Source organism: Candidatus Aminicenantes bacterium (genome assembly GCA_026393795.1).
Lineage (GTDB): Bacteria > Acidobacteriota > Aminicenantia > UBA2199 > UBA2199 > UBA2199.
On record JAPKZL010000107.1, the window covers coordinates 1 to 12982 of the forward strand.

Genomic DNA, 12982 nt, shown 5'->3' on the forward strand with positions numbered 1-12982 from the left:
GTGCGGCGACCACCGCGAACTGCTCAAAAAAAGGGGGCTTTACTACTCGCTCTACAATTTGCAATTCCCGGAAATGAATATTATAATGTGACCCATGAACAGCATGACCGGATTTGCCCAGGGGAGGTTCAATTTCAGGGATTTCTCGCTGTTCGTCTCCTTCAAGTCCTACAACAACCGCTACCTGGAGATCGCCTTCAAGGGCAGCGGCATCTCCGCCGCCAGCGAAAAAATGATCAAGGAGATGCTGAAGGCCAAGCTGCAGCGCGGCAAGGTCGAGATCGTCTTCGACCTGTTCCTGAACAACCAAAAAAACTGGGACGTGCAGCTGAACGCCGCCCTGCTTGAAAAAATTCTCAAGCAGGTCATGCCATTGCAAAAGAAATTCGGCCCGGGCTTGAGCCTGTCACTGGATGGGCTGCTCAAGCTGCCGATGGTCTTCCGCCTCGACAACGACCTGGAGCGCCTCGGCCGCAAGGACCAGGCCGACATCAAGCGCTCGCTGTCCAAGGTCTTCGGCAATTTCCTGAAGAGCCGCAGCCAGGAGGGAGAGTTCATCGGCCGCGACCTGCACGACAGCATCGCCCTGATCGAAAGCCACATGCGCGTCATCGGCGCCAGGGAAAAGGATTTCGAGCGGGACATGTTCATCAGCTACAAGAAGAAAATTGCCCGCTTCGTCAAGGGCATGGCGATTGATGAGAAAAGGATCGCCCAGGAAGCGGCCATCAGCGCCGAAAAAGGCTCCATCGCCGAGGAGATCAACCGCCTGAAAACCCACGGCCAGAGGCTGAAAAGCCTGCTCAAGGACAAAGCGCACGACACCGTCGGCCGCGAAGCCGATTTCCTGTCGCAGGAAATGCTGCGCGAAACGCACACCATAGCCGCCAAGACCAGCTGCCTGGACATCCACCAGCACATTCTGATCATCCGCCGTGAAATCGAGAAGATCAGGCAGCAGGTTCAGAACATCGAATAACGCCCCGCATGCGCCACCTGGTCATCGTCTCGGGTCCGTCGGGTTCGGGCAAGTCGACCCTGATCCAGCGGCTGCTCGCCGCCTGTCCCGAGCTGCATTTCTCGGTCTCGCACACCACCCGGCCGGCGCGGGAAAACGAGGTCGACGGCCGCGATTACCATTTCGTCAGCCGCCCCGTTTTCCTGAAAATGAGGGGCCGGCGCGAGTTCGCCGAGTGGGCCGAAGTGCACGGCCAGCTCTACGGCACCAGCTGGCTCGAGCTGCGCCGCAAATCGGGACGGGGCCGGACGCTGGTCCTGGACATCGACGTCCAGGGGGCGCGCCGCATCAAGCGCCGTTACCCCGAAACCATGGCCGTTTTCGTGATCCCGCCCTCCCTGGCCGAGTTGAAGCGGCGGCTGCGCCGGCGCGAAAAGAAATGGAGCCCGGAAGCCGAGCAGCGGCTGCAGAAAGCCCTGAACGAAATGGCCGCCTACGAATTGTACGACTACCTGATCGTCAACCATGAACTGAAAAAGGCATCCGCCGAACTGCGCTGCCTGCTGGCCGCCTTCGGCCGGCAAATGGCCCGCAACGGGGATAAAATTGAAAAAATGATCCGAGGCCGAAAATGAAGCTTGTTCTGGGCGTCAGCGGTTCGATCGGCGCCTACAAAGCGGTCGACATCATGCGTTTGTTTCAAAAAGAGGGCCACGCCGTCTCGGTGGTCATGACCCGAGCGGCGACGAAAATCATCGCGCCGCTGACATTCGCCACCTTCGCCCCGGGAAAAGTGTTCGTCGAACTGTTCGCCGACAACCAGGATCCCCTGCTGCACATCAACCTGAGCAAGGAGAACGACCTGCTGCTGGTGGCGCCGGCCACCGCCGACATCATCGGCAAGATGGCCAACGGCATCGCCGACGACCTCCTGTCCACCTTGTTCTGCGCCTTTTACCGCAAGGTGGTGGTGGCCCCGGCCATGAACCCGCGCATGCTGGAAAATCCCGCGGTCAGGGACAACATCGGCCGGCTGAAAAGCCGGGGCGTCGAAATCATCGAACCGGTCGAGGGGCTGCTGGCCAACCGCGAGACCGGCAAAGGGAGGCTGCCCGCCCCCGAAGACATTTACCGCCGCTGCCTGGATGCCGTTGCCGTTTAATAAAATAATCATCGCTTCCGGCCCCACCCTGGAGCCGATCGACCCGGTGCGCTTCATTTCCAACCGCTCATCGGGGAAGACCGGCTTCCACCTGGCCATGGAGGCCAAAGCCAGGAATATCGGGCCGGTCGTCTTCATCACCGGACCGACCTGCTTCCTGCCGGCGGGAGTCGAGCTGATCCAAGTGGAGACGGCCCAGGAGATGCAAGCCGCCATCGACGGCCATTTCCGCTCATCCGAGGTGGTCATCATGGCGGCGGCGGTCAGCGACTACCGCAGCCGAAAATATTACACCGACAAGCTAAAAAAAGACGGGGAAAAGATCGTCCTGGAACTGGTCAGAACCCCCGATATCCTCCTCGACCTGGGCCGGCGCAAGCGCAAAAACCAGCTCCTGGTCGGTTTTGCCGCCGAGACCGAGGATATTTTCGTCAATGCCCAGAAAAAACTGCTGGCCAAGAACCTTGACCTGCTGGTCCTGAACGAGATCTCGGACAGCAACCCGGCTTTCGGCAGCGATGAGAACCAGGTTTATTTGCTGCGCCGGGACGGCATCCGCAAGATTGAAAAAACAAAAAAGTCCCGCGTCGCCGCCTTCATCTGGGACGAAGTCCTCGACCTGGCCGGACATACCCAGGGCGCGGCGAAGATCCGATGAGCGAATTGAAGGAAATATTGAAGTTCTACCAGGAAATGGGGGCTGAATTCCTCCATATGCCGGTGAGCGACCCGCGCGCCGACCTGGCCGCTTTGAACTGCGATATCCTGCAATGCCAACACTGCCGCCTCCATCAGAGCAAGACCCACTATGTCCCCGGCGAGGGCTCCAGCCGTCCCGATATTTTTTTCATCGGCGAAGGGCCGGGCCAGACCGAGGACCAGTTCGGCCGCCCCTTCATCGGCAACGCCGGGCAGCTGCTGGACAAGATCATCCAGAAGATGGGCTACCGCCGCGAAGACGTATTCATCGGCAACGTGGTGAAGTGCCGGCCGCCGAACAACCGCGAACCGCTGGCCGACGAGGTCGAAGCCTGCCTCCCCTTCCTGCGCCGGCAGATCGAGCTGCTGAAGCCGAAGATCATCGTCTGCCTGGGCAGGGTCGCATTGAACAACCTGCTCGGCACCAGTCACAGCATGGGCCGCATCCGCGGCCAGCTGTTGCGCTTCAACGGCATCCCCCTGATCCCCACCTACCATCCCTCCTTCATCCTGCATAAAAAGGAGAAGGAGGAGATATCTCAGGCCAAGCGCGAAGTCTGGGAGGACATGCAGAAAGCGCTGGCCGTTATCTCCGGGCAACGGCCTTGAAAATCAGCGTCGCGCTCTCCTGCAACGTCCTTGAAGCGCTGACCTACGGAAACGGCTCGGCCGGGCTGCGGGTCGGAATGCGGGTGCTGGTGCCTCTGGGGAGCCGGATCGTTTCCGGCTGGGTGCTCGGCCTGGATTCCGCCTACCCGGGCAAAGTAAAAAACATCATCGGCGTCATCGACGATCCCTTCCGCCCCGACGCCGAGTTCCTGAAATTCGCCAAGCGCAGCGCCAGGGCCTATTTTGCCTCGCCCGGGATCGTGCTGGACCACGCGCTGCCGCCAAGCAAAAAAAACCTGAAAAAGCTCCTGCTGGAAAAGGACGGGCAGGTCAGGAAGATCGGCGATTTTCAGCCGGCGCAGCTGGCCCGTCTGGGCTCGGCGCAGCCCCTGCGCTTTTTTTTCAAGGAGAGGAAAACCGCGCCGTCAGCAGAAGCAGAAGCCGGTGCCGCCTCCCCGTCCGGGGGGGCGCCGGCGCTGCCGTTGGACCGTCTCCTCCTCGGCCCCGGCGGCCGCGAGAGCGAGTACCTGGAAAGCTGCCGCGCGGTCCTGGCCTCCGGCCGGAGCGTCCTGCTGCTCGTCCCCGACAATGCCACCGCCCGCTATTGGCAAAACGTCTGGCCGGAACTGGACATCTACAATTCGGAGACCCGGCCCGCGGCCCGGGAGGAGATCTGGGCCCGCTACCAGCAGGGGAATAGCGGCATCGTCTGCGGCGGCCTGTCGGCCGCCATGTTTCCGATGAGTAACCTGGGGCTGCTGATCATCGACCGGGCGACGTCGTCCCTCTACCAGCGCACTTTTCATTCGCCCTTCAAAAGCGACCACCTGGGCCGCATCCGCGCCCAGGTCGGGGGCATCCCCATCCTGCAGGGGGCCGCGGCCCATTCCTGCGCCACCTACCAGCAGCGGGGTTCGCTGCCGGTGACTGACCGGCGCCGCGATACCGGCGCCTTGCTGCAGGTGCACATGCTCAAAGGCAGGGATAGGGGCATACCGGCTGACCTGGTCCAATTGATCAGCCAGAATTATTTGCAGGCAAAGAAAACCCTGGTCCTGGTCAACAAGATCCAGCCGTCGCTCAACCTTTTTTGCGCCGCCTGCGCCAAAGTCGTAACCTGCCCCAATTGCGGCGGCATCCTGCAGGTGGACGACGCACAGGCCGCCGCTTGCCGAAGCTGCAGCTTCAGCCAGGAAAAACTGGCCGCCTGCCCGCGCTGCCGCAAGGAGCTGACCATGCTCCACGACATCAGCCTGGATTCGCTGGCCCGGGCCGTCGAGCGCGTCGTCGGCGAGAACGCGGTCCTGACCCTGCGCGCCGCCGACTTGAAGGAGTTAAAGGCAGTCGCGCCGGCTCTCGCGGCCAGTGCCGTCGTCATCGCCACTCCGGCCGCCTTGAACCCGTTTTTCAGGGAAAAATTCTCCGCCGCCGTCTACGTCAAGCCCGAATCGTTTTTCGGCATGGACGAATTCAATTCGGCGGAAATGATCTTCGCCACCGCCGCCGAAATCATGGAAACCCTGGCCCCGGGAAGCGTGTTGCACGTCTTCTCGGTCTTTCACTTTCATTATGCGCTGCAGTTCCTCCTCGACGAAAACCGCTTTTTCGAGCGTGAATTGAAGTACCGGCAGTGGTTCATGCTGCCGCCTTTCAGCGACGTGTACAAGCTGGAGATCCGCAACAGCGGCTTGCGGGCGCTGGCAGCCGACATGCGCGGCCTGTATGCGCAGCACAAGCTCGGCTTAATGATTAAAAAAATCTACCTGGTCTCGCGCCGGCCGCAGCGGGGCTCGTTTCTCGGCGTCCTCGAGCTGCACTCAGGCGCGGAAAAAATCATCGCCGCCGGGGTGCCGGGATTAAAAAAAAGCTCGCTCAGCCTGCTGGCGGGGTAATCCGGCCGCAACCAAAAACGACGCCGGCTGTATAATAGTAATAACGGAAAATCGAAACTGCCAAGGAGAGGTCATGAACGAACAGGCATTGGCGCTGAACGGTCTGGTCAAGGATTTCGACGGCAAGCGGGCCGTTGACCGGATCTCCTTCACGGCCCGCAAGGGCGAGATCCTGGGGCTGCTGGGGCCCAACGGGGCCGGCAAAACCACCACCATCCGCATGATCATGAACATCATCGCCCCGGACCAGGGAACGATCGAGATCTTGGGACGCCCCTTCGCCGAAAAGATGAAGGACAAGATCGGTTACCTGCCCGAAGAGCGTGGCCTGTACCGGAAAATGAAGGTGATGGACGTTCTGGTCTACCTGGGCGAACTGAAGGGGTTGCGTCCGGAGACGATTCGCGAACGCGGACATCGCCTGCTTGAGCAGTTCGACCTGGAGCCCTATGAGCAGAAAAAGGTCGAGGAGCTTTCCAAGGGCATGGCCCAGAAGCTGCAGATCATCTCCACCATCCTGCATGAGCCGGAGCTGCTGATCCTCGACGAGCCTTTTTCCGGCCTGGACCCGCTCAACATCGAGCTGGTCACGCGCATCCTGCTGGAAAAGAAGAAGGACGGAGTTTCGATCATCCTTTCCACCCACCTGATGGAATACGCCGAAAAACTGGTCGACTCCGTGGTCATGATCGACCAGGGGCGCAAGGTTTTGGACGGGAAATTGGCCCAAATCAAGTCGCAGTACGGCACCAAGTTCATCCGCATCGAATACGATGGCGACAGCGCCTTCATGCCGGGATTGAAATACGTCAAGAGCTTCAGGGATTACGGCCGGACGATGGAAATCGAGCTCGTCGACCTGGCCCACAAGAACCGCCTGCTCGAGGAGCTGAGCAAGCGCGTCAGCCTCAACGCTTTCCAGCTGACCGAACCGTCGCTGCAGCATATCTTCGTCCGCAAAGTCAACGAAGGAGCCCGCTCATGAAGCTCATCGCCATCATCAAGAAGGAATACCGCGAGATCGTCCGGAAGAAATCGTTCATCATCTCGACGGTGCTCACGCCGCTGATCATGGCCGCATTCATGTTCCTGCCGGTGCTGCTGATGAAAGTCGGCAAGGGCGAAAAAACCATCCGCGTCGCCGATTACTCAGGCTTCATCTACGAAAAGATGCTGCAAAACGGCAAGGCGGCCGGCAGCGAAAAGACGGCTTCCGCCAAGAGCAAGGCCGGCATCCGGCGCAACATGTTCGACGACGAAAACGACGGCGGAGCGAGCCAGCTGAAATTCGAAAAAATAAACACGGCCGGGCAGTCGCCCGCTACGCTGGTCGAGCGGAACATCAAGGCCATCCGCGCCAAGAAAATCGACGGCTTCCTGCTCATTCCGGCCGCCATTCAGAAGGAGAGGAAATTGTTCTACTACTCCGGCAACATATCGGACTTCGACACCAACAAGACCATCCAAACGGTGGTGCGCACGGTGGTGTCGCGACAGGTCCTGATCGAAAAGCAGATCAACCCCGAAATCGTCGACGAAGCCACCCGCGACGTCGAATTCGAGACCATCAAGGTGAAAAAGGAGGGGACGAGCAAGTCGAGCGCCGGCATCGAGTACATGATGTCGCTGTTCATGCTGGCCATCCTCTTCTCCATCCTGATGGGCTACGGGCAGCTGATCATGCGCGGCGTGCTCGAGGAGAAAAGCAGCCGCATCATCGAGGTGCTGATCTCCTCCACCGACACCCAGCACATCTTTTACGGCAAGATCATCGGCATCGGCCTGGCCGGCCTGACCCAGGTGGCCATCTGGTTCTTGCTCGCCATGGCCATGGTGGGAAAGTTTTCCCTGGGCCTGAGCAGCGGCATTATGAGTTTCTTGACCCTGGAGATCGGCCTGTACTTCGTCATTTTTTTTCTGCTCGGCTTTTTCATGTACGCCATCCTTTTCTCCATCGTCGGCGCCGCGGTCAACACCGACCAGGAAGCCCAGCAATTCGCCGCCCCGATATCCTACCTGCTGATCATCCCCTTCGTCATGGGCATCATGGTCACCCAGAGCCCGAATTCGTCGCTGGCCCTGATCTCCTCGTTCATTCCCCTGTTCACCCCCACCCTGATGTTCATGCGCATCACCGTCTCCCCGCCACCGCTGGCGCAGATTTTGGCGGCCATCTCGCTGAGCCTGGCCTTCATCGCCTTCCTGGCCTGGCTGGGGGCGAAGATCTTCCGCGTCGGTATCCTGATGTACGGCAAAAAGCCCACCCTCGGCGAGATGCTGCGCTGGATCCGCTACAAGTAGCCAATTTGGAAATTCCCTGTTTTCGGTTATAATCAAAAATGTGGAAAGCAACGGCGCGCAAAGGGAAAAGATTAGTTTTCTGAAATATGTCGGCCCCGGTTTTTTGGTAACGGTCGGGTTTATCGATCCGGGCAACTGGGCGGCCAATATGGCCACCGGCTCGCGCTTCGGCTATTCGCTGCTCTGGGTGGTAACGCTTTCCACCATTTTGCTGATCATCCTGCAGCACAACGCCGCCCACCTGGGCATCGCCAGTGGGCTCTGTCTTTCCGAGGCGGCCAGCACGTATTTCAAGCCATGGCTCAGCCGCAGCCTACTGGCCAGCGCCCTGGCCGCCGCGATGGCCACGGCCCTGGCCGAGATACTGGGCCTGGCCATCGGTGTGCACATGCTGTTCCGGTTGCCCCTCCCGGTCGGCGCCCTGCTGGGCACAGGGTTCAGCATTTTCATGCTGCTTGCCAACCAGTACCGCCGTTTGGAAAAATGGATTATAGCGTTCGTTTCCCTGATCGCTTTCTCTTTTATTTTCGAACTGCTGCTGGTCAAGGTGCAGTGGCCCGAGGCCCTGCGTCACTGGTTCGTGCCGGCCCTGCCCCGCCATTCGCTGCCGCTGCTGATGAGCGTTTTGGGAGCCGTGGTCATGCCCCATAACCTTTTCCTGCACTCGGAAATCATCCAGAGCCGGCAGTGGAACCTGCAGGAGGAGCGAGTCATCAAGAAACAATTGCGTTTTGAATTCATGGATACGCTGGCCGGCATGCTGGCCGGCTGGGTGATCAACAGCGCCATGATCATCATCGCCGCCGCCGTCTTTTTCAGCCAGAAGCTGCCGGTCAGCGAGCTGCCCCAGGCCCAGGCCACGTTGAAACCGCTGCTCGGACCGGCCGCCGCCGTTGTGTTCGCCCTGGCCCTGGTGTTTTCGGGTTTTTCCTCCGCCGTCACCGCGGCCATGGCCGGCGGCACCATATTCGCCGGCATTTTCAGGAAACCCTTCGCCCTGGCCGACCCGCAGACGCGCCGGGGAATATTCCTGACCATGGGCGGCGCCCTGCTGGTTGTTTTTTTTCTGAAAAATCCCTTTCAGGGGCTGATCTGGAGCCAGATCCTGCTGAGCCTGCAGTTGCCCTGGACGATTTTCCCGCTTATATTATTAACTTCTTCAAAAAAAGTCATGGGCAAATACGCCAATAGCCCGCTCAATAAAGCGGTTTTGCTGGCGGTTACGGTTGTCGTGACCGCCTTGAACATCATGCTCCTGCTGGAATTGGTCTTTTCCGCCGGCAACTGATCGCCGCCGCGTGTCTTGGTACGAAGCAGGAGATGATTGATTTTTTTTTAGAATATTGCTGTTTCTTCGAAAATCCGGATCCCCCTAAATCCCCCCTTGCTAAGGGGAAACGCCATAAATTAGGGACGGAGGGTTAATATTTGACTTTTTTTGCATCGGGAAAAATAGTCAAAAATTAAAGTACCGTTCCCAATTCCGTCCGCAATCTTCCCAGCTGTCCCGATCCCCCCTCTATCCCCCCTTGCTAAGGGGGGACAAGAGAGCAGAAGAACGGTATTGTGGCTTGCGTTAAGGGTTTCCTTTATTCTTACCCCCCTTACCAAGGGGGGTGGCTCCCTTGGAGCCGGGGGGATAATTTTTCGTTGATGCCGTATGGAAAAGCAAGCTCGAATTGGGGACGGAGGTTAAAACTAGTAAACTCCACCTCATTGCTGGACAAATACAAGAATTATCTTACCGTCCCTAATTTCTACGGCCAAGCCAGGATATTTTTTTTAATCGCCACGGTAACGCAAACATAGAGATATTCAAGATAAAAGCAGAATAAATGTAAACCAGCGTAGGGGTTCAATACGAGATTCCGGCAGCTCATATTGAACCCCTACCGCACATTAAACCCATACCCGATATGGAACCCCTGCTTGACAAACATCACGGCTTCACATAATATTGTGATTGGTAATCACAGACATTTCGTAATTGTTTGTGAATGGCAGGCGAAGAATGGATAATGCGGCTTTGAAGAGGATCATCGTTGATCAACGGGAGGAAATTGATCAGTTGCTGCATGGCGAGAAAATCGTCACCCGCGAACTGAACATCCTCCCATCCTTAAGCCACCCCAACGCGGTCATGATCACCGGCCCCCGCCGGGTGGGCAAATCTTTCCTTTCCTTCCTGACCCTGGGTGGCCGTTCGTTCGGCTACCTGAACTTCGACGACGAGCGCATCGCCCTGTCCGGGGAGAACTTGAACCAGGTGCTGGAATGCTTTTACGAACTGTATGGCGATCTGGACACGCTCGTCCTGGACGAAATCCAGAATATCGAAGGCTGGGAACTCTTTGTCAGCCGCCTGCGCCGCACCAAGCGGGTGATAGTCACCGGGTCGAATTCCAAACTGCTGTCCAGGGAGTTGGCGACGCGGTTGACCGGGCGCCATCTGGACCATACGTTGCTGCCCTTTTCTTTCCGCGAGCATTTGCAGATGAAGGGCATTCCGTTCGCGGCCGGGGCGACGGAATCGACGCGCCGGACGGCTGCGCTCAAGGAGGAATTGGGAATTTATCTGCGCAACGGGGGATTTCCCGAGGTACACAAATTCGGCAAGGCGATCCTGAAAACCATGTATGATGACATTATTCAAAAAGACATCATTCTGCGCCACAAAATAAGAAAAACCGCGGAATTCAAAGACATGGCCCGCTACCTTTTTTCGATCTTCGGCCGGGAATTCACCTATTCCAGGCTGAGAAATGTCATCCGCATCAGCGATATCCATACCGTTAAAAAGTTCGTGGATTACATGGCTTCGGCATATCTGCTATTCGTGATCGAGCGTTTTTCCTTCAAACTGAAGCAGCACATCATCGCTCCCAAAAAAATTTACGGCTTCGATAGCGGTCTGATCAGGGCCATCTCCTTCCAGGTTTCTGAAAACCAGGGGGCGCTCTACGAAAATACCGTGGCGGTTGAGCTTCTGCGCCAAAAATTCTATGCCAACAGCGACCTGGAAATCTATTACTGGAAAAACGTCCGCCAGCAAGAAGTCGATTTTGTCGTCAAGTCCGGAAAAAAAGTCAGGCAACTGATCCAATCCTCATATTCCCTTGGTGATTTCCAGACACGGGAAAGGGAGATCAGGGCGCTGCTCAAAGCCGCGGACGAATTGCATTGTCAGGACTTGATGATCATCACCGCCGATGAGGAAAAAACCGAAAAGCACGGCGGATACGCGATAAAAATCATCCCGCTCTGGAAATGGCTGCTCCATCCGCTTTTATAGGATTAAAATGCAGGCGAAACCATGAATCGAATATCCCGGTTTTATCAAGGCACTGGTTCGCCGCAAGGAGAAGGTTAAAGAAAAATAAAATAGTCTTATTCAGCCAGCAGGCAGGCAGCCCTAATGAGGTTGCCTCCTGTAGCGTTCAATCTGCCGTCGGGACAGATAAGCATCAGACCGGTGCCGATGTTTTGCAGTCTTGTCGATGCTTCCCATATTTCTGACATCATAACCTTCTGGATTGCAGAAGGATTGCTGTCTAGTGTTAACGCCATTGATGGGGACGGAGTTTTAATATTTGACTTTTTTTGCATTAAAAAAATAATCGAAAATTAAAGTACTGTCCCCTATTCCGTGAGCTTGTACGAGAGGGCTTCCTTGAGATCGAAAAAGTCGCTGCCGCGCGGTACGTTGCGCAAGCGAGTCAGCAGGGTCTGCGAGTCGATCAGCTGTTCGAAGGGGACGCCGACGATGGAGAAATTGTCCGAGACCGAGACCATGGAGGCGAACTGGCTGTTCTTGTACAGCTTGTACGCGCCAAAGCCGAGCATGCTAGCTAAAACCACGTCGAAGCTGATCGGCAGCGCGTTGCGCGTCTCGTAGCCGATCTGCTTGTAGATGATCTTTTTTTTGCGCCCGGTGCGGCGGCGGTAGACTTCCTCGGCAACATCGCGCAACACCCGGCCCACTTCCGCCGTTCCCAGGATGACGTTGCCGTGGCGGTCCTTCTCGGTCGGCCGGTATTTTTCCGGCAGCTTGTCGGCCAAGCCCTCGGCCACGCAGATGACCCCGTAATACTTGTCGTTCCTTTCCCGCAGCAGGATGGTGTCGACGATTTTTTCGGCCAGCTTTTCGAGGTCGAGCACCTCTTCCTCGACGTCCTCGGTGGAGACCATCTGGATCGCCTCGCCGGCGATGCCGGCGGCATAGGTCAGCCAGCCCGCCTTGCGGCCCATCAGTTCGACGATGAAATACGAGCCGGTGCTCTCGGCGTCGGCCTTGAGGTTGAGCAGCGCCTCCTGGCTGGCCTGCACGCTGCTCCAGTAGCCGAAGGTCCAGGCGATGCCGAAATAGTCGTTGTCGATGGTCTTGGGGATGTGGATCACCGGCAAGCCGAGACGGCTCAGGAAGTTGGCGGTCTTCAGGGTGTCGTCGCCGCCGATGGTGATCAGGCAGCCGATATCCAGGCTGTCAAGCGCCTCGAGGATGTTGCGCAGCCTTTTGTTCTTTTCGAGATCGTCCAGGTCGGGCGGCGACTTGATCAGGCGGCCGGGATTGGCGCGCGACGTTTTCAGAAAGACGCCGCGCTGGTTGCGGATGCGCGAGATGCTGGCGTCGAGAACCTGGTAGTGGACGTTGGGCGACAAACAATAGCGGTTCTTGCTGTCGTAATCCTCCAGGAATTCGAAGCCGAAGAAAAAGCCGATGATCGGCACCCGGGCGTTGATGAAATTCAGCGCCACCGACGAGATGACGGCATTGGCCGAGGGGGCCGGGCCGCCGGAAAACAGCATGGCCACTTTTTTGTGTTTTGTAAAGTCGAACATGTACCTGATGCTAAGCCATTTGCCCCCCCCTGTCAAGGGCGCTCCTTGCTGGCCATCGCTCTGATTTAGGTGTATAAATGGTCCATGAGCGAATTCACCGACGATCACCATTGCTTTGTCTGCGGCCAGGAGAACCCGGCCGGGCTCAAGCTCGCATTCAGCCTGAACCCGCAGAGCGGGGAGGTCGAAGCCGACGTGGTCTTCCCGTCCCATCTTCAAGGCTGGCAAGACACGGTTCACGGCGGTTTGCTGGCCACGGTCCTTGACGAATCCATGATCAAAGCCGCCGCCGCGGCCGGCCACAAGTGCGTCAGCGCCGAAATAACGGTCACCTACAAGCGGCCGGCTGCCACCGGCAAGGCTTACCGGGTGGCGGCCTGGGTAGTGGAAGCGCGGGGGCGCATCGTTCGCGCCGAAAGCCGCCTGTGCGATGGCTCGGGCCAGGTCCTGGCCCAGGCGACGGAAAAATTGTACAGGGTATGATAGTTTTGAAGGTAGGGGCGACGGCAGCACAAATCATCC

The 12982-nt window shown here is 57.8% G+C and carries 12 protein-coding genes; 11 read left to right on the plus strand and 1 reads right to left on the minus strand.

Going from position 1 to position 12982, the window contains the following annotated elements; all coding sequences use genetic code 11:
* Nucleotides 1-94 precede the first annotated feature (94 nt).
* The 10 genes from NTW95_05160 (at nucleotide 95) to NTW95_05205 (ending at nucleotide 10913) form a co-directional block, all read left to right on the plus strand.
* Nucleotides 95-979 (plus strand): DUF1732 domain-containing protein, encoded by an 885-nt coding sequence (locus NTW95_05160; protein MCX6556807.1) that lies wholly within the window; start codon nucleotides 95-97, stop codon nucleotides 977-979.
* Nucleotides 980-987: 8 nt separating this feature from the next.
* Nucleotides 988-1593, plus strand: coding sequence for a guanylate kinase (gene gmk / locus NTW95_05165; protein MCX6556808.1), 606 nt, complete (start codon nucleotides 988-990; stop codon nucleotides 1591-1593).
* The gene (locus NTW95_05170; protein MCX6556809.1) at nucleotides 1590-2120 is read left to right on the plus strand and encodes a hypothetical protein; all 531 of its coding nucleotides are present in this window, start codon (nucleotides 1590-1592) and stop codon (nucleotides 2118-2120) included. The genes gmk and NTW95_05170 overlap by 4 nt, the downstream gene beginning before the upstream one ends.
* On the plus strand, nucleotides 2104-2778 hold the full coding sequence (locus NTW95_05175; protein ID MCX6556810.1) for a hypothetical protein: 675 nt from the start codon (nucleotides 2104-2106) through the stop codon (nucleotides 2776-2778). The genes NTW95_05170 and NTW95_05175 overlap by 17 nt, the downstream gene beginning before the upstream one ends.
* Nucleotides 2775-3428, plus strand: coding sequence for a uracil-DNA glycosylase (locus NTW95_05180; GenBank protein MCX6556811.1), 654 nt, complete (start codon nucleotides 2775-2777; stop codon nucleotides 3426-3428). Before NTW95_05175 ends, NTW95_05180 begins: the two co-directional genes overlap by 4 nt.
* On the plus strand, nucleotides 3425-5320 hold the full coding sequence (locus NTW95_05185; GenBank protein ID MCX6556812.1) for a hypothetical protein: 1896 nt from the start codon (nucleotides 3425-3427) through the stop codon (nucleotides 5318-5320). The genes NTW95_05180 and NTW95_05185 overlap by 4 nt, the downstream gene beginning before the upstream one ends.
* A 73-nt stretch (nucleotides 5321-5393) precedes the next feature.
* Nucleotides 5394-6305 (plus strand): ATP-binding cassette domain-containing protein, encoded by a 912-nt coding sequence (locus tag NTW95_05190; GenBank protein ID MCX6556813.1) that lies wholly within the window; start codon nucleotides 5394-5396, stop codon nucleotides 6303-6305.
* Nucleotides 6302-7621, plus strand: coding sequence for an ABC transporter permease (locus NTW95_05195; GenBank protein MCX6556814.1), 1320 nt, complete (start codon nucleotides 6302-6304; stop codon nucleotides 7619-7621). The genes NTW95_05190 and NTW95_05195 overlap by 4 nt, the downstream gene beginning before the upstream one ends.
* Nucleotides 7622-7661: 40 nt before the next feature.
* A complete protein-coding gene (locus NTW95_05200) occupies nucleotides 7662-8909 on the plus strand; it encodes an Nramp family divalent metal transporter (GenBank protein MCX6556815.1) in 1248 nt (415 codons plus the stop codon).
* Nucleotides 8910-9632: 723 nt separating this feature from the next.
* On the plus strand, nucleotides 9633-10913 hold the full coding sequence (locus tag NTW95_05205; GenBank protein ID MCX6556816.1) for an ATP-binding protein: 1281 nt from the start codon (nucleotides 9633-9635) through the stop codon (nucleotides 10911-10913).
* A gap of 347 nt (nucleotides 10914-11260) precedes the next feature.
* On the opposite strand, the gene NTW95_05210 is transcribed toward NTW95_05205, so the two are convergent.
* Nucleotides 11261-12460 (minus strand): 6-phosphofructokinase, encoded by a 1200-nt coding sequence (locus NTW95_05210; protein ID MCX6556817.1) that lies wholly within the window; start codon nucleotides 12458-12460, stop codon nucleotides 11261-11263.
* Between the two features lie 84 nt (nucleotides 12461-12544).
* Here NTW95_05210 and NTW95_05215 point away from each other — a divergent pair, with 84 nt between their 5' ends.
* A complete protein-coding gene (locus NTW95_05215) occupies nucleotides 12545-12943 on the plus strand; it encodes a PaaI family thioesterase (protein MCX6556818.1) in 399 nt (132 codons plus the stop codon).
* Nucleotides 12944-12982 lie beyond the last annotated feature (39 nt).

Coding starts and splice junctions, on each gene's coding strand:
- NTW95_05160 (MCX6556807.1), top strand. CDS start 95: ATGAACAGCATGACCGGATTTGCCCAGGGGAGGTTCAATTTCAGGGAT.
- gmk (MCX6556808.1), top strand. CDS start 988: ATGCGCCACCTGGTCATCGTCTCGGGTCCGTCGGGTTCGGGCAAGTCG.
- NTW95_05170 (MCX6556809.1), top strand. CDS start 1,590: ATGAAGCTTGTTCTGGGCGTCAGCGGTTCGATCGGCGCCTACAAAGCG.
- NTW95_05175 (MCX6556810.1), top strand. CDS start 2,104: ATGCCGTTGCCGTTTAATAAAATAATCATCGCTTCCGGCCCCACCCTG.
- NTW95_05180 (MCX6556811.1), top strand. CDS start 2,775: ATGAGCGAATTGAAGGAAATATTGAAGTTCTACCAGGAAATGGGGGCT.
- NTW95_05190 (MCX6556813.1), top strand. CDS start 5,394: ATGAACGAACAGGCATTGGCGCTGAACGGTCTGGTCAAGGATTTCGAC.
- NTW95_05195 (MCX6556814.1), top strand. CDS start 6,302: ATGAAGCTCATCGCCATCATCAAGAAGGAATACCGCGAGATCGTCCGG.
- NTW95_05205 (MCX6556816.1), top strand. CDS start 9,633: ATGGATAATGCGGCTTTGAAGAGGATCATCGTTGATCAACGGGAGGAA.
- NTW95_05210 (MCX6556817.1), bottom strand. CDS start 12,460: ATGTTCGACTTTACAAAACACAAAAAAGTGGCCATGCTGTTTTCCGGC.
- NTW95_05215 (MCX6556818.1), top strand. CDS start 12,545: ATGAGCGAATTCACCGACGATCACCATTGCTTTGTCTGCGGCCAGGAG.